Raw genomic sequence first — 23,466 nt, 5'->3', positions numbered from 1 at the left:
AAGGGGAATGACAATGACGATTTCCAGACGCACCATCCTCAAGGGCGCCGCCGCCGGTTCGGCCGCGCTGGCGAGCCCCATGTTCATCCGCAACGCTTTTGCCGCCGACCCGATCAAGCTCGGCACGGTGTTCGACATTTCGGGCATTTTCGACGCCTACGGCAAGCCGATCGACATGGCGGTGAAACTCGCGGTCAAGCAGATCAACGACGGCGGCGGCCTGCTTGGCCGGCCGGTCGAGCACATCGGCTACGACACCCAGTCGAACATGGCGCTCTACACCCAGTATGCGCAGCAGCTGACGCGGCAGGACAAGGTCGACGTCGTGCATGGCGGCATCCTGTCGGCATCGCGCGAGGCGATCCGCCAGACGCTGCGCCGCGCCAACACGCTCTACTTCTACAACATCCAGTATGAAGGCGGCGTCTGCGACAGGAACTGCTTCGTCACCGGCGTGACGCCGGCGCAGACGACCGAGGTGCAGATCCCCTATACGATGGAGAAGTGGGGCAAGAAGGTCTACATCCTCGCCGCCGACTACAATTACGGCCAGCTGATGGCCCGCTGGATCCAGAAGTACTTCAAGGACGGCGGCGGCGAGACCGTGGCGGTCGACTTCTTCCCGCTCGACGTGTCGGATTTCGGCTCGACCATCACCAAGATCCAGACCGCGGCGCCCGACATGGTGTACTCGGCGCTGGTCGGCGGCGCGCATCTGTCGTTCTACCGCCAGTGGGCGGCATCGGGCATGAAGTCGCGCATCCCGCTGGCTTCCACGACGCTGGGCGTCGGCTCCGAGCACCTCGTGCTCACACCCGAAGAGGGCGACGGCATCGTGGTCTGCTACAACTACTCGCCCGAGCTCGACACGCCGGCCAACAAGGCCTTCACCACGGCCTGGGCTGACATGCATGGCGCAGCGACCGTTCCCAACATCCACGAACTGGCGGTTTCCAACTACCAGGGCATCCTGTTGTGGGCCGAAGCCGTGAAGGCGGCCGGCTCGGTCGAGCAGGCGAAGGTGATCGAAGCGCTCGACAGCGGACTGTCGCTCGACGGTCCGGCCGGCAAGGTGACCATCGACCCGAAGACGCATCACGCGACGCTCGACGTGCACCTGATGGAGATGCGCGGCCAGAAGCTGAACGTGCTGGAGAGCTTCGGCGCGCGCCAGCCGATCGACACGCAGCTCGTCTGCGACCTCGTCGCCAATCCGGACGACAACCAGCAGTACGAGATCGACATCTGATGTGACCTTGGCCGGCGCGCACCGCGCGCCGGCCCTTGGCCTTCGACGCACGGGCTCCGTCGCTACGCGGCCCGCAACGCCAGCCCGGCCCCGGGGTGGCCGCCTGACATTCTTTCACACGGGACCGGCATGGACCTCGCTGCCGTCTTCATCCTCGAAATTCTGTACTCGATCGCGGTGCTGGTGCTGATCAGCGCCGGGCTTGCGGTCGTGTTCGGCATGATGCGCGTTATCAACCTCGCCCATGGCGAGTTCATGATGATGGGCGGCTATGCCACGATCGTCGCTGTGCAAGCCGGCGTGAACGTCTATATCGCCATGCTCATCGTGGCGCCGCTGGTGGTCGGGATCATCGGCCTGATCGTGGAACGGCTGGTGATCCGGTTCCTCTACGGGCGACTGGTCGACACGATGCTGGCCACCTGGGGGCTGAGCCTCGCCTTCACGGGCGCGGCCGTCATGATCTTCGGCAACACGACCACGGGCGTTTCGACCCCGATCGCGGGCTTCACGCTCGGCGCCTACCAGATCAACGGCTACAACTTCTTCATCATCATCGTGTCGATCCTCCTGCTGGTCGCCGCCTATGCGATCCTGCGCGGAACGCGGCTGGGGCTCGTGGCGCGCGGCACCATGCAGAGCGCCGACATGGCGGCCGCCCTCGGCTACAGCCCCGACCGGGTCTACATGAGCACCTTCTTCGTCGGTTCGGCGCTCGCGGGGCTGGCAGGTGGCGTGCTTGCCCCGCTGGTCGGCCTCGTGCCGACCTGGGGTTCGGCCTACATCGCCAAGGCCTTCATCACGGTCATTTCCGGGGGGGCGTCGATTGTGCTCGGCCTGTTGTCCAGCGCCACGGTCTTCGGCCTCGTCTCGCAGACCTTCACCTTCCTCTCCGGCCCGGTGATCGGTGAAGTGGCGCTTCTGGTCGCGGCCATCATCCTGCTGCGTCTCCTGCCGCAGGGCATTACCGGACGCTTCTTCAAGGGGCGCCTGTGATGGAATCCACCAAGCTTCGCGATGCCGCCTGGGTGGTGCTGGCCGGCATCGTCCTGATGTTCGTGGCGCCGCTCGTCCTGAACTACTACACGCTGACGCTGCTCGTGATCTACGGCTTGCTGGCGCTCAGCCTCGGCCTGATCTGGGGCTTCGGCGGCATCCTGTGCTTCGGACAGGCCGTCTTCTACGGGCTCGGCGCCTATGCCTACGCGGTGTCGGCGGCCAACATCGGCGAGAGCACGATGCCGATGCTGATCGCCATCGCCGTGCCCTTCGTCTTTGCCTTCCTGCTCGGCGCCATGATGTTCTACGGACGGCTGACCGATGTCTATCTCGGGGTCATCACGCTGGTGGTGACGCTGATCTTCTTCCGCTTCATGAACACGACGGCCGGACCCGAGTACCAGATCGGAACGGCGCGCCTCGGCGGCTACAACGGGATGCCGGGCTACCAGACGCTGAACGTGCCGGGCGACCCGTCCGCCTACATCTACGATTCCAGCCTCTATTACGTCTGCTTCGTCATCCTGCTCGTCGTCTACGTGCTGGTGAGGCTGCTGCTTGCCAGCCCGTTCGGACGCATCGCCGTGGCGATCCGCGAAAACGAAAGCCGGGTCGAACTGATGGGCTATGACGCGCGCTTCCGGAAGTCGGTGCTGTTTGCCATCGGGGGCGGCATCGCCGGGCTCGCCGGGGCGCTCTACGCTTCCTGGGCCGAGATCGTGACGCCCGGACTGTTCTCGCTCGGCCAGTCGGCGGAGATCATCATCTGGTGCATCGTCGGCGGGCTCGGAACGCTGGTCGGCCCGGTGCTGGGTGCGGCTGCGCTCGGCTATCTCAAATTCGCGCTCGGCCAGCAGACGGCCGTCGACAACGTGCTGATCATGGGCCTGATCCTGGTGGTGGTGGTGCTGGTGTTGCCGCGTGGCGTGGTGCCGTCGCTGATGTCGGCCTTCGGAAGCTCGTCGCGCCGGAACCGTCCCAATGCGGTTCGGCGCGGGCGGCGGGGCAGGGGGCGCGCCGATGGCTGACGTCGTTCTGGAAACCCGCGGTCTGACCATGCGCTTCGGCGGGGTGACCGCCGTGGACAACGTGTCCTTCAAGCTGCGCCGCAACGAGTTGCGCTGCCTGATCGGCCCCAACGGCGCCGGCAAGACGACCTTCTTCCGCTGCCTGACCGGCATCCTGAAGCCGACGTCGGGTGAGGTCTTCATCGACGACGTCGAGACCACCGGGTGGGATCCGCAGTTCGTGGCCCGCCTGGGCATCGGCATCAAGACGCAGGTACCGAGCGTCATGGACGGGCTGTCCGTGCGCGAGAACATCTGGCTCTCCGCCTATCGGCAGGCGGGGACCAAGGAGGCCGACCGGACGACGGCCGACGTGATCGAGCGGCTCGGCCTCGGCGACATCGCGCGCGCTACCGTCGGACGGCTCGCGCATGGCGAGCGCCAGCGCGTCGAACTGGGCATCGTGATCGCCGCGCGGCCCTGGCTGGTGCTTCTGGACGAGCCGGCCGCCGGCATGACCGGCGAAGAAGTCGAACGCATGGTGGCGATCATTCACGAGATCAACCGCGATGCCGCGCTGATCATCGTAGAGCACGACATGCAGTTCATCCGCTCGATCGCGGCACAGATCACCGTGTTCTCGCAGGGCGCGATCCTGATGGAAGGCACCGTCGATGCGGTGATGAGCGACGCCAGGGTCCGCGACGTCTATCTCGGCAAGAGAGGATGAGGATGGTCCACCTCCACGAGTCCGCAGCATGAGCGACAAGCGTCCCGCCCTCGAGATCCGCGGCCTGACCGCCGGCTATGGGCGTATTCCCGTTCTGCACGGGATCGACCTGACGGTGGCGACCGACGAGATCGTCGGGATTCTCGGCCACAACGGCATGGGCAAGTCGACGCTGCTCAAAACCGTGATGGGATTCATTCCGGCGACCGGCGGCTCGGTGCGGCTCGACGGCGAGGACATCACCGGTCTTGCGCCGCACCAGCGTTCGCAGCGCGGCGTCGGCTACGTGCCGCAGGGGCGGGGCATCTTCCCGAAGCTGTCGGTGCGCGACAATCTGCGGATGGCGTGGCACGCCGACACGGGCACGGACGAAGCCGAAGCGGTGGAGCGGGTGCTGGCGGACTTTCCGCGCGTGACGCGCCTGCTCGACCGCGACGGTGGCGCCCTGTCCGGCGGCGAGCAGCAACTTCTGGCGCTGGCGCGCTGCCTGATGGGCAATCCCTGGCTGCTGCTTCTCGACGAGCCGACCGAAGGCATCCAGCCGTCGATCATCGAGGAGATCGAGGATACGCTGATCAGGCTGCGCAGGAGCCGCGGCCTGACGGTCGTGCTGGTGGAGCAGAACTTCGAGTTCATCGCCACGCTGTCGGATCGCGTGGTCGTGCTGGAACGTGGTCGCGTCACTGGCGAGATTCACGCCGAAGCGCTGAAGGATCCGCGCCAGGTGGAAGAGTTCCTGGGCTTCGGCTCCGTCCGGCGTACGCGGGCCGGCGGCGGACACGGCCCGTCGGGTCCTGCACCTGCGAAGGCGCCGGCGGGCGGCCGGGCCGGGACGCCATCGCCGGCCTTGCCCGGTGTGCCGACCTTCGGACCCGCAAGCAATCCCGCCACGCCTGCCCATGCGGTCATTTCGCCTGCCTCGTCGTCGGTGCGGCCCATGCCGGCCTCGACGGCGGGAAGCCAGTCAATGTCCGTCTCTGTCGTGCCCCCCGCCGCAGCGCCAGCGGCGATGCCGCATCGGCCGGAACCGGTCGCAACCGATCTACCCAAGGAGTACCCCATGCACGTCAGGCGACCCACGCTGGAGCAGATGCGCAGCCTCGTCGGCGGCCTCCACATGTCCATGGGAGACCGCGAGCTCATGGATTACATGACGCTGATGGAGGGCTCGTTCGAGGCCTACGACGTCGTCGCTTCGATGCCCGACAACCTGCCGCAGGTGAAGTATCCGCGCACGCCGGGATATCGCCCTTCCTTGGCCGAAAACCCGATGAACGCGTGGTACGTGAAGTCGGAGGTGCGCGGCGCGCATTCGGGACCGCTGTCGGGCCGCACCATCGTGCTCAAGGACAATGTGTGCCTGGCGGGCGTGCCGATGATGAACGGCGCCTCGACGCTGGAAGGCTATACGCCCGACGTCGACGCCACCGTCGTCACCCGCATCCTCGACGCCGGCGGGACGATCGTCGGCAAGGCGCATTGCGAGTATTTCTGTCTTTCGGGTGGCAGCCACACCAACGCGACCGGGCCGGTGCACAATCCCTGGAAGATGGGCTATATCGCCGGCGGCTCGTCGTCGGGCTCTGGCGCGCTGGTGGGCGCCGGCGAGGTCGACATGGCGATCGGCGGCGACCAGGGCGGGTCGATCCGCATGCCGGCGTCGTTCTGCGGCGCCTATGGCATGAAGCCCACGCACGGGCTGGTTCCCTATACGGGCATCATGCCAATCGAACCGACGATCGACCATGCCGGGCCGATGACGCAGAACGTGCGCGACAACGCGCTGCTGCTGGAGGTGATCGCCGGCGAGGACGGGCTCGACCCGCGCCAGTATGCGCCGCGCATCGACCGCTACACGCAGGCGCTCGGCCAGGGCGTGTCGGGCATGCGGATCGGCATCGTCCGTGAGGGCTTCGGGCTGGCCAATTCGGAACCAGACGTCGACGACAAGGTGCGCGTGGCGGCGGCGCGATACCGCGAACTCGGCGCGACGGTGGAAGAAATTTCGGTGCCGATGCACCTTCAGGGACAGGCGATCTGGACGCCGATCGCGCTCGAAGGCCTGACCGACATCATGATGCACGGCAACGGCTTCGCGACCGGATGGAAGGGGCTCTACGTGACGAGCCTGCTCGACTATCATTCCAACTGGCGCAGCCGGGCGGACGAGCTCTCCAAGAGCCTGAAGATTTCGATGTTCGTGGGCGAATACATGCTCAAGCATCATCGCGGCCACTACTATGCCAAGGCGCAGAACCTGTCGCGGCGCCTGCGCGCGGCCTATGACGCGGCGCTTGCCCAATACGACCTGCTTTTGATGCCGACCATGCCGATCAAGGCGCAGCAGATCCCGCCGGCCGATGCTCCCTTGGCGCTCACCATCCAGCGGGCCTTCGAGATGATCGGCAACACCAGCCCCTTCGACGCGACCGGCCATCCTGCGATGACCATTCCCGTCGGCCTGTCGGAAGGCCTGCCCATCGGCATGATGCTGATCGGCAAGCACTACGAGGAAAGCACGATCTATCGCGCCGCCGCCGCCTTCGAGCGCATCGGCGACTGGAGGACGATGTAACCGCAGGCGAGCCCGGACGGGAGGAGTATCGTGAGCGCCTTGTCGCAATCGCTCGGCGGGAGCCTGGCGTCGAGCCTGCTTGGAACCGGAACGTCGCGGCAGCCGACGGATCCCGCTTCGCGCAAGCCGCATGGCGGCTTTTCGCACGTGGTCGGCGACCGGTCGACGCCTCTGGTGACAAAGACCATCCCGCAAGCATTCGCCGAAACGGTTGCAAGGCGCGGACCGCACGTCGCCGCGATCTTCCGCGAGGCGGGCAGGCGCTTCAGCTGGCACGAACTGGCACGCGAGGTCGATGACGTCGCCGCGGGCCTGCTGGCGCTGGGGCTTCGGAAGGGGGACCGCGTCGGCATCTGGTCGCCCAACCGGCCGGAATGGCTGATCACGCAATTTGCCACCGCGCGGATCGGCGTGGTGTTGGTGACGATCAACCCTGCCTATCGGACGACCGAGCTCGAATATGTTCTGAACAAGGTCGGCTGCAAGGCGCTGATCACCGCCGCGCGCTTTAAGTCTAGCGACTATCTGGAGATGATCCGCGCGCTTGCGCCGGAACTCGCAGCGGCGGAGCCCGGACGGCTCGCGGCGGCGCGGCTTCCGGCGCTCAGGACCATCGTGCGGATGGGACAGGAGCGGTCGCCCGGGATGCTGTCGTTCGACGACCTCGCGCGCCTTGCCGGCCCGGCGCAGAGAAACAGGCTCGACCTCGTCACGTCGACGCTCGACGCGGACGATCCGATCAATCTCCAGTTCACCTCCGGGACGACCGGCGCGCCGAAGGGCGCGACGCTCACGCACGCCAACATCCTGAACAATGCCGACATCGTCACCCGGACGATAAGGCTGATGGAGACCGACCGGCTTTGCATTCCGGTGCCGCTCTACCATTGCTTCGGCATGGTTATGGGGACGCTCGGCTGTGTGACCAAGGGCGCGGCGATGGTTTTCCCGGGCGAGGGTTTCGAGCCGGCGTCCGCGCTCGAGGCGATCGCCTCGGAGCGGTGCACGGGCTTCTACGGCGTGCCCACCATGTTCGTCGCCATGATCGACAGCCCTGATTTCAAACGCCACGATCTGACCTCGCTCCGGACCGGGATCATGGCCGGCGCGCCCTGTCCGATCGAGGTGATGAAACGCGTCGTGACCGACCTTCACATGCCGGAGGTGACGATCGCCTATGGCATGACCGAGACGAGCCCGGTGTCGTTCCAGTCCGACGTCGACGATCCGATCGGCAAGCGGGTCGCAACCGTCGGGCGCATCGGTCCGCATGTCGAGGTGAAGATCGTGGACGAGCGCGGCCAGACCGTGCCGGTTGGCCAGTCCGGCGAATTGTGCACGCGCGGCTACTCGGTGATGAAAGGCTATTGGGACGAGGCGGAGAAGACCGCCGAGGCGATCGATGCCGACGGCTGGATGCACACCGGCGACCTCGCCACCATCGACCGCGACGGCTACTGCAACATCGTCGGACGCGTGAAGGACATGGTGATCCGCGGCGGCGAGAACGTCTATCCGCGCGAGATCGAGGAGTTTCTCTACCGCCATCCGAAGGTGTCGGAGGTGCAGGTGTTCGGCGTGCCCGACGCGCGCTACGGCGAGGAACTCTGCGCCTGGATCGTGCTGCATGCGGGTGAGACGGCCACCGAGGAGGAGATCCGCGCCTTCTGCCGCGGCCAGATCGCGCACTACAAGGTGCCGCGCTACGTACGCTTCCGGGACACGCTGCCGATGACGGTGACCGGCAAGCCGCAGAAGTTCGTCATGCGCGACGCCATGATCGCCGAACTGGGGTTGAAGGCGGCTGCCACGGCGTGACCTCAAGCGTCACATGAGAATGCGACGCGGGTTTCTCGCGGGTGAATCCGAGTCGCGCCAAGGACTTGCGGGCGTCGGTTCGCATTCCGATTCGCTCCGGCTCACTGCATCGCCTCTCCGGTTTCGTCCTTCAGTGCCGTCGCCAGCTGCATGGCGAAGCGGGCGGAGGCGACGGGCAGGGTGCGGCCGCGCATCTGGCCGAGAATCAGGTTGCCGGGCGGCAGATCGCGCTCGGAGATGGGCCGGAACAGCAGCGACCCGTCGCGAGGTTCGCGCAAGCCGATCGGGATCTGGAAGCCGATGACCTTTTCGTGGAGCACATAGTGACGGATCAGATCGAAGCTCTCTGTCTCGACGACCGGGGCGACGCGCCGTGTGCCGCGCCTGGCCGCGAAGTCGAGCAGGTGACGCACGCCATACTTCGCCGACGGCGCCACGTGGCGCGTGTCGAGACAGTCGCGCAGCCGCAATTCCGGCTTGCGGGCAAGGGGATGGTCCGAGGCCATGACGACGTTGACGGATTGCGGGATCGCCTGGATGACCTCGAAATCGACGAGATAGATCGGCTCGAAGACGAGCGCGAGATCGCTGGAGTAGGTGGCCAGCTCCTGTTCGGCCTGGGAACGGTCGCGGATGTTCACCGTGAAGGTGACGCCCGGATGATCGCGGCGGTATCGCGCGATCTGCTGCGGCAGGAAGTAGGGCAGCAAGGCCTGCGAACAGGCGATGGAAACGTGACCTCGCCGTTCGCCCGACAGATCGGCCACCTGGCCCTGCACCCGCGACAGGTCTGACAGCGTGGCGCGGTAGTGGTGTAACAGGAGCTCGCCCGCCGGGTTGAGCCGCACGCCGCCGGGAAGGCGCTCGAAGAGCTCCGCGCCAAACTCGTCCTCGAAGCGGTTGACGCGCCGATTGAGCGCCGAGGCGGTGATGTTCATGTCCTCGGCCGCCTTGCGCATGGACCCCGCGCGCGCGACCGCCTCGATCAGCCGGAAATCCTGCAAATGTTTCATGAAAACAGCCTCTTGCGTAGCGCGGTGCCAGGAACGCACCGGGATGGTGAATTTATAGCAATTTTCGCGAACGGCAAAATCTGCAACGTCGTCGGGAGACGGTTTTCGTGCTTGCAGAGGCGCCGCGATGTCCCTTTCCTCCTTCGATCTCTTCCGCCCCGGCACGCCTTGCGGCGCTGCCTTCGTCGCGCGGGGCTGACACGGCATGGAAGCGGCGAGCCGGATCGAGAACTTGCCGTTCACGCTCGCCGAGCTTCGGCGCGCCTATGCCGAGGGCGTTTCGCCGGAGGCCGTCGTGGCGGAGGCGTTTCGCAGGCTGGAAGCCGCAGCTGATCCGGGAATCCTGATCCTGGAAACGCGTGACGATGCCCTTGCCGCGGCTGCCGCGCTGGGCACACCCGACGGGCGGCCGCTGTGGGGTATCCCCTTCGTCGTGAAGGACAACATCGACGTGGCGGGGCACCCGACCACCGCAGCCTGTCCGGATTTCGCCTATGCCGCCCGCGACGACGCCCTCGTGGTGTCGCGGCTGAAGGATGCCGGCGCGATCCTGATCGGCAAGGCCAATCTCGACCAGTTCGCCACCGGCCTCGTCGGCGTGCGCTCGCCCTATCCGGTGCCGAGGAACGCCATCGATCCCGACCTCGTGCCGGGCGGCTCGTCGTCGGGATCGGCTGTGGCGGTGGCGCGCGGCATTGCCGCTTTCTCGCTCGGCACCGACACGGCGGGATCCGGGCGCGTGCCGGCCGCGCTCAACAACATTGTGGGGCTCAAGCCGACGCTCGGCGCGCTGTCGAGCAGCGGCGTCGTGCCGGCCTGCCGCACGCTCGACACGATCTCGATCTTCGCGATGACGGTGACGGAGGCTTTTGAAATCCATGGCATCGCCGCCGGCTTCGACCCGCGCGACGCCTATTCGAGGCCGGTACCGGTTCGGCCGCTGACCGCCATGCATCCGGGCATTCGCATCGGGGTTCCCGACGAGGCGACGCTCGAAACGTTTGGAGACAGTGCGCAAGCGGAGCATTTCCGCGAGACGCTGGTCAGGCTGCGGACCGCCGGAGCTTCGGTGACCGAGATTGACTTCGAGCCGTTCTATGCCGTCGCGCGCATGCTCTACGAAGGCGCCTGGCTGGCCGAGCGGGTGGCGGCCGTCGGCAAGCGTCTCGTCGATGCGCCCGAGACGCTGCATCCCACCACCCGCGCCGTGCTGGAGCCGGGACTGACGCTGACGGCGGTGGATGCCTTCGAGGGCCTGTACCGGCTGAAGGCGCTGGCGCGGCGGTGCGACGAGCTGATGGAGGACGTCGACCTGCTTTGCGTGCCGACCATCCCGACGGTGGTGACGCTTTCCGAGATCGCGGCCGACCCGATCGGCCCCAATTCGCGGCTCGGCACCTACACCAACTTCGTCAACCTGCTCGACCTGTGCGGCATCGCGGTTCCCACGGGGCTTCGCAGCGACGGCCGGCCGGGCAGCCTGACCGTGCTTGCGAGAAAGGGCGAGGATCACCGCGCCGCCTCGGCCGCAATGGCGATCGAGACGGGGACGCTGGGTGCGACCGGCTGGCCGCGCCCGGCCACCCGGCCCGTCGCGGGCGCGGTGGAGGCCGACGAGATCGCGATCGCCGTCTGCGGCGCGCATATGTCGGGCCTGCCGCTCAACCCCGAACTGACCTCGCGCGGCGCGCGTTTTCTCAAGGCTTGCCGCACCGCGCCGGACTATTCGCTGCATGCGCTGGCCGGCGGACCGCCGTTCCGGCCCGGCATGGTGCGCAAGCGCGGCGGCGGGGCGGCGATCGAGGTGGAGGTCTGGGCGCTGCCGCGTGCCGCCTTCGGCGACTTCATGGCCGGGATTCCCTCGCCGCTGGCGATCGGCAGCCTGGCGCTCGACGACGGCAGCCTGGTCAAGGGGTTCCTGTGCGAGCCCCACGGCCTCGAAGGCGCCCGCGACATCACCCGTTTCGGCGGCTGGCGTAGCTACCTGCGCGACAGGGACAAGCCGCAGCCGACGGGAGCGCGTGCCCATGCGGTCTGACACCTTTCCGATCCACGATCTTCCGGGCCGGATGGTCCGGGTCCTTTGCCGCCAAGTTTCCCTCAAACACTGGAGCCTCTCATGACGTCGATTCTATCCCGTCGTTCCCTGCTCAAGGCCGGCGCCGCCGGCCTGGCCGCGAGCGCTCTGCCTCTGGGCCTGGCCCGCGCCCAGACGCCGATCGTGCTCGGCGCCGTCTATGTCGGCCCGCGCGACGATTTCGGCTGGAACCAGGCCCATGCGGTGGCCATGGACATCCTCAAGCAGGTGCCGGGCGTGACCGTCATCGAGGAAGAAAAGGTGCCAGAGACCGATGCCGTCGCGCAGTCGATGGAATCCATGATCAACCTGGACGGGGCCAACCTCGTGCTGGCCACCTCGTTCGGCTACTACAACCCCTTCGTGGTGGAGACGGCAAAGAAGTACCCGAACGTCGAGTTCCGCCATGCGGCGCCGCTGTGGAACGAGGCGACAGACCCCAAGAACGCCGGCAGCTACTTCTGCTATCTGAACCAGGCGCACTATGTGAACGGCGTCGCCGCCGGCCTGTCCACCACGTCCAACAAGATCGGCTTCGTGGCCGCCAAGCCGATTCCGTCGGTGCTGTCCAACATCAACTCGGTGCTGCTCGGCGCGAAAAGCGTCAACCCCGAAGCGACCGTGCAGGTGATCTTCACCGGCGAGTGGTCGATGCCCGTGCGTGAAGCCGAAGCCGCCAATGCGCTGATCGATGCCGGCTGCGACGTCATCACCTGCCACGTCGACGGTCCGAAGGTCGTCATCGAGACCGCCGAGACGCGCGGTGTGAAGAGCTGCGGCCACAACGCCAGCCAGGCGCCGCTGGCGCCGAAAGGCTTCATCACCGGTGCGGAGTACAAGTGGGAGACGATCTACAAGATCTATGCCGACGCGCTCGCCGCCGGCCAGCCGCTGCCGAACTTCATCGCCGGCGGCTATCACAACGACATGCTGCGCAACTCGGATTTTGGCGCGGGCGCCTCACCGGAAGGCGTGAAGGCGGCCGAAGCGGCGATCGAAGGCCTGAAGGCGGGCAAGCCGATCTATGTCGGCCCCCTCAAGGACAATGCCGGGAACGTGGTCATCGAGAGCTCGATGGACAACTACGCCCCCGTACTCGACGGCATGAACTACCTCCTCGAAGGCGTGCAGGGCTCGATCACCTGAGGTGATGCCCGCGGGCGGCGGCAAGATCGCCGCCCAACTTTCGTATCGAGCACGGAGTGAGCCATGACCGCCGTCGTCTCCCCACCCGCCATGCGATCCTTCAGCCTCGGCCCGAAATCCGCGCGCGTCGTCGAGGCGCTGGTCATCCCGATCGGCGCGCTGGTCGCCTCCGCTCTGCTCTTCTCCGTCTTTCTGATCGCGCTCGGCAAGTCGCCGGCGACCTTCTTCAGCCTGATCTGGACAGGCGGGTTCGGGTCATCGTTCTCCATCCAGAACACCTTGCAGCGCAGCGCGCCGCTGATCCTGACCGGGCTTGCCTTCGCCATTCCGGCGCGCATCGGCCTGACGCTGATCGGGGCGGAGGGCGCGCTGGTGCTCGGCGGCTTCACGGCCGCAGCCGTCGCCATTCCGCTCGTCACCGGCGGAATTGCTCCATTTCTCACGCTGCCGATCATGGCGCTGTCGGCGATGCTCGTTGGCGCGACGTGGATCGGGTTCGCCGGCTGGCTCCGCCACTATCGCGGCGTCAACGAAACGATCTCGTCCTTGCTCCTGTCCTACATCGCCGTCGCCATCATGAACTTCTTCGTCGAAGGCCTGCTGCGCGACCCCGCGTCCGCCAACAAGCCATCGACCATGCCGATCGGCGACGCCTATCGCGTCGGCTCCATGCCCGGCACCTCGGTTCACTGGGGGCTTGCGGCAGGGCTCCTCCTCGCCGTGGTGCTGTGGATCCTGATGACGCGCACCACCTTCGGCTTCGCCGCGCGTATGACCGGCGGCAACGTTCGAGCCGCCAAGGCGCAAGGGCTGCCGGTCGGCTTCCTGGTCGTCGCCTGTTGTGCGATTGCGGGCGCCTGCGCCGGGCTCGCCGGTTTCTACGAGGTTGCCGCCGTGCACGGCCAGGCCAATGCCTCGCTGGTGGCCGGCTACGGCTTCACAGGCATCCTCGTCGCCTTCCTGGCCCGCCAGAACCCGCTCTCGGTCGTGCCCGTCGCCATCATGTTCGGCGCGCTCGCGGCATCGGGTGGGCTGATCCAGCGGCGCATGGGCATGCCCGATGCGACCGTGCTGGTGCTCCAGGGCATCATCTTCGTGGTGCTGCTGGTGTCCGAGACCTTCTACGGCCGCATCCCCTTCCTGCAAGCCAAGACGACGGGAGACCGGACATGACGGGCGCCGATCTCTTCATCGTGATGATCGCCATGGTGGGCGGCGCGATCCGCGTTTCCACGCCCTTCATGTTCGTGGCGCTCGGCGAATGCCTGACCGAGAAGTCTGGCCGCATCAACCTCGGTCACGAGGGCAATCTCGTGCTCGGCGCCATGGTCGCTTATGCCGGCTCCTACACCACCGGCAGCCCATGGCTCGGCGTCCTGATGGCCGGCTGCGCGGGCCTCGTTCTGGGCGCCATGCACGGCTGGATCTGCAAGCTGCCCCGTGTGAACGACATTGCTGTCGGTATCGCCTTCATGAGCTTCGGCACTGGCCTCGCCTTCTTCTTCGGCAAGCCCTACATCCAGCCTTCGGCGCCGCGTCTGGAAGCCATTCCGCTCGGTGACTGGACGGGAAATTCCTCCGTCGCCCAGGCGCTCCAGGTCAATCCCCTGTTTTTCGTCGGCATCGCGCTCGCGGTGTTCCTGTGGTGGGCCTTCCGCAACATGCGCTGGGGCCTGATCCTGCGGATGACCGGCGACAGCGCAGCCTCTGCCAAGGCCATGGGCGTTTCGGTCGACCTCGTGCGACTGCTCGCGACCGCGGCAGGCGGGTTTCTGGCCGGCGTCGGTGGGGCGTTCCTGTCGCTCTTCTATCCCGGCAGCTGGAACGAGGGGCTGTCGTCGGGCCAGGGGTTGATGGCGGTCGCACTGGTCATTTTCGCGCGCTGGGATCCGGTGCGCTGCGTCTTCGCCGCGCTTCTGTTCGGGGCGGCCGGCGCCATCGGCCCTTCGCTGCAGTCGATCGGCATCAGCCAGGGCTACTACTTCTTCAACGCCGCCCCCTACATCCTGACCCTTTTCATCATGATCGCCTCGGCCCGCTCCAAGGGCGCGGCGCGCGAAGCGCCCGGCGAACTGTCGATCGTCAAGTGAGGACCAGACCATGAGCCTTGTCGATGAACGCGTCGAGAATGCCCGCGTGCCGGGCGCCGTGACGGTGGCGTCCGATCCCTATCCCTGGCCGTACGACGGTGACATCGGGCCGCATAACACCGCGCTCGTCGTCATCGACATGCAGACGGACTTCTGTGCACCGGGAGGATACGTCGATTCAATGGGTTACGACATTTCCCTGACGCGCAAGCCGATCGGGCCGATCCAGACCGTGCTGGCGGCGATGCGGGCCAAGGGCTACTTCGTCATTCATACCAGAGAGGGCCACAAGCCGGATCTCTCCGACCTGCCGGCCAACAAGCGCTGGCGCTCGCAGCGCATCGGTGCGGGCATCGGCGACCAGGGACCGTGCGGCCGAATCCTGGTGCGCGGCGAGCCGGGCTGGGAGATCATCCCCGAATTGCAGCCCGAACCCGGCGAGGCGATCATCGACAAGCCGGGCAAGGGAACGTTCCTCGCCACCGACTTCGACCTCGTGCTCCAGACGCGGCGCATCCGCAACATCGTGTTCGCCGGCGTGACCACCGACGTGTGCGTCCACACCACCATGCGCGACGCCAACGACCGCGGCTACGAGTGCCTGCTGCTCGAGGATTGCTGCGCGGCGACCAAGGTCGAGAACCATCTCGCGGCGATCGACATGATCAAGATGCAGGGCGGCGTGTTCGGCGCGGTGGCGACCTCGGCGACCTTCCTGGAGGCGCTGCCATGAGCGCCCAGATGATCGCCGACACGGCGACCGCGCCGACCGCGAAACGCGCGCCGTCGCTGGAGACGGCGGGCATGACCAAGATCTTCGGGCCGCTGGTGGCGCTGGACGGCGTGTCGATCAGGGTCGAGGCCGGCTCGTTCCACGCGCTGCTCGGCGAGAATGGCGCAGGCAAGTCGACGCTGGTGAAATGCATCATGGGCTTCTACGCCGCCGACCGAGGTGCGGTGCTGCTCGACGGCCGAGAGGTCGACGTGAAGAGCCCGCGCGACGCGCGCGATCTCGGCATCGGGATGGTCTACCAGCACTTCACGCTGGTGCCCTGCCTGACGGCGGCCGAAAACCTCGTCATCTCGCGGGCCGATGCGCCCACGATCATCGACTGGAAGGCCGAGATGCCGAAGCTCGAAGCCTTCATGGCGCGCATGCCCTTCCAGGTGCCGCTCGACAGGCAGGTGTCGACGTTGTCGGCGGGCGAGAAGCAGAAGCTCGAGATCCTGAAGCTGCTCTATCTCGACCAGCGCTTCCTGATCCTCGACGAGCCGACCTCGGTGCTGACGCCGGGCGAGGCCGACGAGGTTCTGGGCCTGCTCGGCGAGATGGCCGCGCGGGGCGAAATCACCGTCCTGATGATCTCCCACAAGTTCCGGGAGGTGAAGGCTTTTTGCGATTCCTTCACCGTGCTGCGGCGTGGCCGACTGACCGGCTCGGGCGATGCGCGCACGGCTACCGTCGCCGAAATGAGCAGCATGATGATCGGCGACACGGAGGTGCGCGAGCGGGCTGAGCGGGTCATGCACAATGATCGCGCCGCCGTGCTCGAACTCGCCGGCCTCTGTGCCGAGGACGAGGAAGGGCGGCTGGCGATCGACCGGGTCAATCTGAAGATCCGATCGGGCGAGATCGTCGGCATCGCCGGGGTTTCGGGCAACGGCCAGAGCGCACTGGTGGAGGCGCTGGCCGGCCAGCGGCCGCTCTCTGACGGCGGTATCTTCATCCACGGCAAGGCCTTCGAGCCGAAGCGGTCGGACTTCGACCGGTTCAAGGTGTTCGGTCTTCCCGAAGAGCCGTTGAAAAACGCCACGGTGCCGCGCATGAGCGTGGCCGAGAACATGGCATTCCGCGCCTTCGACAAGCCGCCGATGACGAGCCTCGGCTGGTGGCTGTCGCCGGGGCCGATGCGGCGCAAGGCGGAGGAGTTGATCAGCCGCTATCGGGTGAAGACCACCTCGCCCGACTCGCCGATCGAGGCCTTGTCGGGCGGAAACGTCCAGCGTGCAGTGCTGGCGCGCGAGCTCTCCGGTGAAGTGGACGTGCTGATCGTCGCCAACCCCTGCTTCGGGCTCGACTTCGCCTCCGTGGCGGAGATCCGCAGCCAGATCATGGAACAGCGAAACCGGGGCGCGGCGGTGCTTCTGGTCTCGGAGGACCTCGACGAGATCCTCGAACTTTCCGACCGGGTGGCGGTGATGTCGGGCGGCACGATCAGCTACGTGTCGCCAATCGGCGAGACAGACCGCAACACCATCGGCCAGCACATGGCGGGGCACTGAGGATGGGTTTGCGCGCGGCCTTTACCCCCACCCCTGACCCCTCCCCACAAGGGGGAGGGGGACACAGCAGCCCACGGTTCGACCGAACCGACGAGACCTTTCGGTCGGCGATGTCGCATCTCGCTCCCCCTCCCCCTTGTGGGGTGGGGTCAGGGGTGGGGGTACTCTCATCCGCGACAGCTGCAATTCACAGCCATCAAGGAGAGTATCGCACGTGATCACCGTCTCCGCCCGCCCCTACGCATTCAGCCTCGACCCGGCGCACGTTGCGCTGGTCGTGATCGACATGCAGCGCGACTTCATCGAACCGGGCGGCTTCGGCGCCGTGCTCGGCAACGACGTGTCGCGACTGACCGCGATCATTCCCTCGGTGGCGGCGCTGCTGTCGCTGTTTCGCGGTCAGAAGCTGCCGGTTCTGCACACGCGCGAGGCGCACAGGCCCGATCTCTCCGACTGCCCGCCCGCGAAGCGGCTGCGTGGCACTCCGGGGCTGAGGATCGGCGACGAGGGCGCGATGGGCCGCATTCTGATCGCCGGCGAGCCGGGCAACCAGATCGTCCCGGAGCTTGCGCCGCTGCCCGGCGAAATGGTGATCGACAAGCCCGGCAAGGGCATGTTCTGGGCCACCGACCTGCATGAAACGCTGTCGGCGAAGGGCATCACGCAGCTCGTCTTTGCAGGCGTCACGACCGAAGTCTGCGTCCAGACATCGATGCGCGAGGCCAATGATCGCGGCTACGAATGCCTGCTGATCGAGGAGGCGACGGAGAGCTACTTTCCCGAGTTCAAGGCGTCGGCGATCGAGATGATCGTCGCGCAAGGCGGCATCGTCGGCTGGGCCGCCAGGCTCCAGGACCTCGAAACGGCCTTCGCGCGGGAGCTGGTGCATGGCTGAGCAGGGACGCTGGGCCGGGCGCAACACGGCCAAGGACATCGTGCGCCACGACGTCTGGCGCGTGCTTGAAGAGCACGGCGTCGCCGTCGGACCCGCCTGGAGCATGATCCCGAACTTCGTCGGCGCCGACATCGCCGCCTGGCGGCTTTCGCAGACCGATGCGTGGAAGGCGGCGCGCACGGTGAAGACCAATCCCGACCATCCGCAGATCCCGATCCGCATCCGCGCGCTCTACGAGGGCAAGACGGTCTATACGCCCGTGCCCTACCTGACGCACGACTTCCCCTATCTGAGGCTGGACCCCAAGCGGCTCCTGGCCGACGGCGTCTCGTTCGAACTCGCGGCGACCGCGCAAGGCTTCATGCAGCATGGCGAGCGCATCGAGTTCGAGGATGTCGAGCCGCTCGACTTCTGCGTGGTCGGCTCGGTGGCCGTCGGACGCGGGGGAGGGCGCACCGGCAAGGGCGCCGGCTTCGCCGACCTCGAGACCGGCATCTTTCGCGAACTCGGCATGGTCGGCGATGCGACGCCAATCGCCACCACGGTTCATTCGCTGCAGCTGGTACCGGACGACGTCGTGGTGATCGAGCCGCATGACAGCCCGCTCGACTTCATCGCCACCGAGGCCGAGCTGATCGAGACGCGCAACGACATGCCGCGCCCGGCCGGCGTGACCTGGGAGATGGTCAGGCCCGACCAGTTCGACACGATCCCGTTTCTCGGGCGGCTGCGCGACCGGATGCTGGCGCGCCGGCAGGAAGGCTGAGGGATGATCGTCAACGATCCGCACACGCTGGCTGAGGCGACCGCCATCTTCGAGGCCTACGAGACGGCGTTGCTGGCCAACGACAATGCCACGCTTGAGGCGATGTTCCTGCCGTCGGACCAGACGATCCGCTACGGCGTGGCCGAGGTGCAGCACGGTTTCGAGGAGATCCGCGCCTTCCGCAAGGCGCAGGCCCCTTTCGAACGGACGCTGTCGCGCACCGTCATCACCACCTACGGCAAGGACTTCGCCATCGCGTCGACCCTCTTCCACCGCGACGATTTCCCGGGCGAGGTCGGACGGCAGATGCAGAGCTGGGTGCGCACCGCCGACGGCTGGAAGGTGGCGGCCGCGCATGTGTCGATGATGGCGGAGAGCGGGCTCTGAGGGCGCTACTGCGCCGCGCTCTCCCACGCCTCGATGCGGCGGTAGAGCGTCGAGGGGCTGACGTCCAGCATCTGTGCTGCCTTGGGAATCGACCCGCCGCTGGCCGTGATCGCGCGTTCGATCGCTTCGCGGATGGTCGCTTCGAGCGGCCCGACGACCGGTGGTGCGTCAACGGCGGCGGCCAGCGATGGCGTCGAGGCCAAAGGACGGCGTGCATCCGCGGCGGGACCATGGACGCCGGGCGTGGCCGTGGCCGCAGAAGCCCGGATGTCGGCCGGCAGCATGTGGAGCTCGATCGTGTGGCCGTCGTTCAGCACGACCAGCCGGCGCATCAGGTTTTCCAGCTGCCGCACGTTGCCCGGCCAGGAGTGGTGCCGCATCGCCGCCAGAGCATCGGCCGACAAGGCATTGAACGCCTTGCCTTCTTCCCTGGAGAAGCGGGCGAGGAACCATTCCGCCAGTTCGACGATATCCTCACCACGCTCGCGGAGCGGCGGCAGCTCGATCGGGATCACGTGCAGGCGATAGTAGAGGTCTTCGCGAAAGCGCCCCGCTTGAACCTCGGCCAGCGGGTCGCGGTTGGACGCGCAGACGATGCGCACGTCGCAGCGCTGGACCTTGTCTTCCCCGAGACGCTGCACCTCCTTGTTCTGCAGGAAACGCAAGAGCTTGGACTGGAGGGCGATGTCCATCTCGCAGATCTCGTCGAGGAACAGCGTGCCGCCGTCGGCCGACAGGGCGGCGCCCTTGCGGTCGGCGGTGGCGCCGGAGAACGCGCCGCGGACGTGCCCGAAAATCTCGCTTTCGAGCAAATCCTTGGGAATGGCTGCGCAGTTCAGCGTCACGAACGGCCCGGACGCGCGCTTCGATGAGCGGTGCACCGCATCCGCGCACAGTTCCTTGCCGGTGCCGCTCTCGCCGAGGACGAACACCGTGGCGTTCGACGGACCAGCGTTGCGGATGATGCGGTAGACGGTCTGCATCGCCGCGGAACGGCCGATGAACTGGCAGAAGCCGGATTCGTCACCGAGTTCGCGCCTGAGGGTGGAGACCTCGGCCTTCAGTCGGGCCCGCTCCGTGGCATTGGAGACGGTAACCGCGAGCCGATGCGCGTTGAGCGGCTTGACGATGAAGTCGAAGGCACCCCGGCGCATGGCATCGACGGCGAGATTGATGGACCCGTCGGCGGTGATGACCACCGCTTCCGTTTCGTCGCCGCGTTCGCGCAACGCATCGAGCACGTCGAGCCCGGTCATGTCCGGCAGCCGCACGTCGAGTACGAGCGCATCGAAGGCGCCGTGTGCCAGTCGTTCAAGCGCCTCGGCACCGGTCGCCGCGGTTTCCACGGCGAAGTTCTGCTTCTCGAGGATGGCGCGGTAGGTGGCCGACAGCGAGGGCGTGTCCTCGACCACGAGGACGCTCGGTCGCCGTTCCTTGGACACGTCTTTGTCGCCCGCAGCCTGAAACTGCATCTGTCTTCCCCGCCCTGCATGCCATCGCGGCCATGTCGAGCGGGTTATATCCGGTATCTCTTAAGGATCGGCGAAACGGCAGGTGTCGCCTGGCCGAAAGCCGCCGCTGCACCGTCACCTGTCCATGCCTGCCCGCTTCTCGGCGACCCTCGCCGTGAAGGCGTCGTGAATGCGACGCTCGTCTTCCATCGTGTAGCCCTTGCGAAGCAGGTCCAGCGTCTCGAGCAAGGCAGCGACGAGTTCATCGCCCTCCATCGGCACGTGATCGTCGTCCGGGCTGGCAAGACGGTTCGCCTGGTCGGCGAGTTCCGCAGCGCATACGCGGCCGGCCTTGATGTCGGCCGCAGCTTCTTTGAGGGTTCTTGCCATGTCGGGTCCTTCCGTCTCCAGTGTCTGGACTGCTTCGCTGGTTCGTTGCTCGATGCCGGCGATCCGTTCGACGGCCGATTGCGCGGCGGCTTCGATCCCCACGATCTCGCGCGCAAGATCGCCGCTCGCGTCGGCCCGGATCCGGGCCGTCACGCCCGCACAGGCGCGCAGCGCCTCCACGGCCGCCTCGGCCGAGGCCACGGTTTCCATCGTCAGGTCGCGCAACTGCTGGGCGACGACGTTGAGTGCACGACCCCGGCTGCCGAGCTGGGCGCATTTCACGGTCGCGTTGAGGCTCAGGATGCGCATCTCCGCCTCGACGTTCTGCACGACCTCGACATGGGCGAGGAGTTCGGCGACGGCGCTCGCCATCCTTTCCGCAAGGGCATCGAGATGCGTCCGCTCGGTCGCGCAGCGCCGAAGCAGGGAGATCGCCTGATGCAACTCCTTCGCGAGCGCCGCGATGGGACCGTCTTGAGCGCCCTTCGACTTGCCCGTCAGCGCTGCCGCCGAACGGACCATGTCGAGGGCGTCGCGGGCAAGACCTGCAAGCGCGTCCTCGGCCGAAGCCATCTCCGCGTCGTACTCGTCGACGGCAGCCTGGAGCTGGTCGGCCTGGAGACCGGCGATCGCCAGGACGTGCCTGCCGGGCAGGCCCGTCGCATGACCGGGGTCCATCCCCGCCGAGTGTCCGGCTGAGAGAGCTTGTTCGACGTGTTCGATGCGCTGACGCATGCGGTCGCCCGACTGCAGCGACAGCACGACCGAACCGATGCGGGCCGAAATCTGCCGGACCGTCTCGCCCGTGCGCTGCCCCATGTCGGCGGCCGACCGTCGCCGGTCCTCGACCCGTTCCAGATGCATGGCCAGCTTGTCCCCAAGGCCGGTCAGCGTGGCGGAATGAGCAGTCTCGAAGGTCTGGCGCTTCTCGATGACCGCCCGCAGGTCGCCACGCAGCCGGCCGAACAGGTCGGAGAAACGGCTGACCGTCACTCCGGCTTCGCGAGACAGGCGATCGATGTCGACGGTGAAAACCTCGAAACCCTCGACCTGGCCGAGCTCGGCTGCGACGACGCGGGCATTTACCGACAGGATACCGATCATCTTGACGCTGCGCTGCAGGTCCGCGATCGGCGAGACCGATGCGGCAAGGGCGCGCCAAAGCTCGTCCATCGTCTCGCGCTCGCGTCCGAAGGCGGAGGTGATCTCCTGGGCCCGGTCGCCGATCGACGAGATGTCGCGGCAGGCCTGATCCATCTCGACGCTTCGGATCTCGCGCGGCAGCGCCTCGAACAGCGCCGAGTTCCGGTTCATGTCGCCGACGCACCGCATGAGCCGGTTTCCAGCGCTCGACACGGCAGCGTCGATCGACGCGCGCTTTTCGGCGAGGTCGCTCAGAACCGTCGCGAAGGCCGGTTCGACGGAACTTGCGCGCGCGGTCATCGGACGACCTTCAGGGCTTCGCGGTCGCGCGTCCGCTTGATGATCTCGGTGGCAATTGCATCGAGCGGCAATACCGTCGAAACGGCCCCGCGATCCACCGCTTCCTTCGGCATGCCGTAGACGATGCAGCTGTCCTCGTCCTGCGCGATCGTGAAACTGCCCATGGCGCGCATTTCGAGCAGGCCGGCGGCGCCGTCATCGCCCATGCCGGTGAGGATGACGCCAAGGGCGTTTGCTCCGGCGTTATGGGCAGTGGACCGGAACAGCACGTCGACCGAGGGACGGTGGCGCGAGACGTGAGGCCCTTCCACGATGTCGACCACGTAGCGGCGCCCGGTCCGGCGCAGGAGCATGTGCCGGTTGCCTGGCGCAATCAGGGCGCGACCGCGGATCACGGAGTCGCCCTGCTCGGCTTCCTTCACCTCTGGCTGGCAGAGCGCGTTCAGCCGGCGGGCGAAGGTGCCGGTGAACTTTTCGGGCATGTGCTGGACGATCAACACCGGCGGGCAAGAGGCGGGGAGGCCTTCCAGCACGGTCCGCAGCGCTTCGGTTCCGCCCGTGGACGCGCCGATGCAGATGATCGGGTCTGTCTGGGGCAGCGTGGCGCGGAGGGCGGCCAGCCGTCCAGCCGAGAGCGGCGGAATGATCGCGTCTGCCTTGAGTTTGGGTTCGACCGTCAGGGTCGGCGCTGGCCTGCGGATACTGCGAAGCCGCGCATGGGCGGCTGCCTTGGCGGCATCGCAAATGCGCATGCGCGATTCGTGCAGATAATTGGCCGCGTCCATCCGCGGCTTCATCACCACTTCGACGGCGCCTGCCTCGAGCGCCTGCATGAAGGCCTCCGACCCCTCCTGGGCGAGGCTGGAACAGACGACGACCGGCAGCGGACGTTGCGACATGATCTTGCGCAGGAAAGTCAGTCCATCCATGCGCGGCAACTCGATGTCGAGGAAGATGACGTCGGGCACTTCCGCCCGGATACGCTCCGCCGCGATATAGGGATCGGCCGCGGTCGCCATCACTTCCAGGTCCGGATCGGCGTTGATGATGTCGCTCAGAGCCTGGCGCACGGACGCGGAATCGTCGACGATCAGGACGCGGATCCTGTCGCTGACGCGGCTTGTCCCGGAAATGCCGTCACGCATGG

The 23,466-nt window shown here is 66.9% G+C and carries 19 protein-coding genes; 15 read left to right on the top strand and 4 right to left on the bottom strand.

What is annotated here, in order from left to right; genetic code table 11:
- The first annotated feature begins 13 nt into the window (after positions 1 to 13).
- The 6 genes from EJC49_RS16165 to EJC49_RS16135 all read left to right on the top strand — a co-directional run bounded on the left by EJC49_RS16165 (position 14) and on the right by EJC49_RS16135 (position 8,378).
- Positions 14 to 1,249 (top strand): urea ABC transporter substrate-binding protein, encoded by a 1,236-nt coding sequence (locus tag EJC49_RS16165; RefSeq protein WP_126700969.1) that lies wholly within the window; start codon positions 14 to 16, stop codon positions 1,247 to 1,249.
- Positions 1,250 to 1,378: 129 nt separating this feature from the next.
- A complete protein-coding gene (locus EJC49_RS16160; RefSeq protein WP_126700968.1) occupies positions 1,379 to 2,245 on the top strand; it encodes an ABC transporter permease subunit in 867 nt (288 codons plus the stop codon).
- Positions 2,245 to 3,276: a branched-chain amino acid ABC transporter permease gene (locus tag EJC49_RS16155; protein WP_126700967.1), complete on the top strand. Its 1,032-nt coding sequence runs from the start codon at positions 2,245 to 2,247 to the stop codon at positions 3,274 to 3,276. Before EJC49_RS16160 ends, EJC49_RS16155 begins: the two co-directional genes overlap by 1 nt.
- Complete coding sequence (locus EJC49_RS16150) at positions 3,269 to 3,985, top strand: ABC transporter ATP-binding protein (protein ID WP_126700966.1); 717 nt, start codon at positions 3,269 to 3,271, stop codon at positions 3,983 to 3,985. Before EJC49_RS16155 ends, EJC49_RS16150 begins: the two co-directional genes overlap by 8 nt.
- 28 nt (positions 3,986 to 4,013) lie before the next feature.
- Positions 4,014 to 6,560 (top strand): amidase, encoded by a 2,547-nt coding sequence (locus tag EJC49_RS26295; protein ID WP_425358824.1) that lies wholly within the window; start codon positions 4,014 to 4,016, stop codon positions 6,558 to 6,560.
- Positions 6,561 to 6,707: 147 nt separating this feature from the next.
- Entirely contained in the window at positions 6,708 to 8,378 is a 1,671-nt protein-coding gene (locus EJC49_RS16135) for an AMP-binding protein (protein WP_245453427.1), read from the top strand.
- 101 nt (positions 8,379 to 8,479) lie between these two features.
- Here the strand turns inward: EJC49_RS16135 and EJC49_RS16130 are convergent, their stop codons facing one another.
- Complete coding sequence (locus EJC49_RS16130) at positions 8,480 to 9,391, bottom strand: LysR family transcriptional regulator (protein ID WP_126700965.1); 912 nt, start codon at positions 9,389 to 9,391, stop codon at positions 8,480 to 8,482.
- 205 nt (positions 9,392 to 9,596) lie between these two features.
- Here EJC49_RS16130 and atzF point away from each other — a divergent pair, with 205 nt between their 5' ends.
- The 9 genes from atzF (at position 9,597) to hpxZ (ending at position 19,035) form a co-directional block, all read left to right on the top strand.
- Positions 9,597 to 11,429 (top strand): allophanate hydrolase, encoded by a 1,833-nt coding sequence (gene atzF, locus EJC49_RS16125; protein ID WP_126700964.1) that lies wholly within the window; start codon positions 9,597 to 9,599, stop codon positions 11,427 to 11,429.
- Positions 11,430 to 11,510: 81 nt separating this feature from the next.
- Complete coding sequence (locus EJC49_RS16120; protein ID WP_126700963.1) at positions 11,511 to 12,614, top strand: BMP family ABC transporter substrate-binding protein; 1,104 nt, start codon at positions 11,511 to 11,513, stop codon at positions 12,612 to 12,614.
- A gap of 63 nt (positions 12,615 to 12,677) precedes the next feature.
- The gene (locus EJC49_RS16115) at positions 12,678 to 13,787 is read left to right on the top strand and encodes an ABC transporter permease (protein ID WP_126700962.1); all 1,110 of its coding nucleotides are present in this window, start codon (positions 12,678 to 12,680) and stop codon (positions 13,785 to 13,787) included.
- The gene (locus tag EJC49_RS16110) at positions 13,784 to 14,704 is read left to right on the top strand and encodes an ABC transporter permease (protein WP_210211810.1); all 921 of its coding nucleotides are present in this window, start codon (positions 13,784 to 13,786) and stop codon (positions 14,702 to 14,704) included. Before EJC49_RS16115 ends, EJC49_RS16110 begins: the two co-directional genes overlap by 4 nt.
- A 10-nt stretch (positions 14,705 to 14,714) precedes the next feature.
- Positions 14,715 to 15,437 (top strand): biuret amidohydrolase, encoded by a 723-nt coding sequence (biuH, locus tag EJC49_RS16105; RefSeq protein ID WP_126700961.1) that lies wholly within the window; start codon positions 14,715 to 14,717, stop codon positions 15,435 to 15,437.
- An 8-nt stretch (positions 15,438 to 15,445) separates the two neighbouring features.
- On the top strand, positions 15,446 to 16,987 hold the full coding sequence (locus EJC49_RS16100) for an ABC transporter ATP-binding protein (RefSeq protein WP_210211811.1): 1,542 nt from the start codon (positions 15,446 to 15,448) through the stop codon (positions 16,985 to 16,987).
- A 214-nt stretch (positions 16,988 to 17,201) separates the two neighbouring features.
- Entirely contained in the window at positions 17,202 to 17,882 is a 681-nt protein-coding gene (locus EJC49_RS16095) for a cysteine hydrolase family protein (RefSeq protein WP_126700960.1), read from the top strand.
- Positions 17,875 to 18,648: a 5-formyltetrahydrofolate cyclo-ligase gene (locus EJC49_RS16090; protein ID WP_126700959.1), complete on the top strand. Its 774-nt coding sequence runs from the start codon at positions 17,875 to 17,877 to the stop codon at positions 18,646 to 18,648. The genes EJC49_RS16095 and EJC49_RS16090 overlap by 8 nt, the downstream gene beginning before the upstream one ends.
- 3 nt (positions 18,649 to 18,651) lie before the next feature.
- A complete protein-coding gene (hpxZ, locus tag EJC49_RS16085) occupies positions 18,652 to 19,035 on the top strand; it encodes an oxalurate catabolism protein HpxZ (protein WP_126700958.1) in 384 nt (127 codons plus the stop codon).
- Between the two features lie 5 nt (positions 19,036 to 19,040).
- On the opposite strand, the gene EJC49_RS16080 is transcribed toward hpxZ, so the two are convergent.
- From EJC49_RS16080 to EJC49_RS16070, 3 genes are all read right to left on the bottom strand, one after another.
- Positions 19,041 to 20,507 (bottom strand): sigma-54-dependent transcriptional regulator, encoded by a 1,467-nt coding sequence (locus EJC49_RS16080; RefSeq protein ID WP_126700957.1) that lies wholly within the window; start codon positions 20,505 to 20,507, stop codon positions 19,041 to 19,043.
- A gap of 114 nt (positions 20,508 to 20,621) precedes the next feature.
- Entirely contained in the window at positions 20,622 to 22,319 is a 1,698-nt protein-coding gene (locus tag EJC49_RS16075; RefSeq protein ID WP_126700956.1) for a coiled-coil domain-containing protein, read from the bottom strand.
- Positions 22,316 to 23,464: a protein-glutamate methylesterase/protein-glutamine glutaminase gene (locus EJC49_RS16070; RefSeq protein ID WP_126700955.1), complete on the bottom strand. Its 1,149-nt coding sequence runs from the start codon at positions 23,462 to 23,464 to the stop codon at positions 22,316 to 22,318. Before EJC49_RS16070 ends, EJC49_RS16075 begins: the two co-directional genes overlap by 4 nt.
- Positions 23,465 to 23,466 lie beyond the last annotated feature (2 nt).

The organism is Aquibium carbonis (genome assembly GCF_003970795.1).
GTDB classification, from domain to species: domain Bacteria; phylum Pseudomonadota; class Alphaproteobacteria; order Rhizobiales; family Rhizobiaceae; genus Aquibium; species Aquibium carbonis.
The sequence above is the reverse complement of the archived record's forward strand: the minus strand, read 5'-3'. Positions and strand labels throughout refer to the sequence as shown.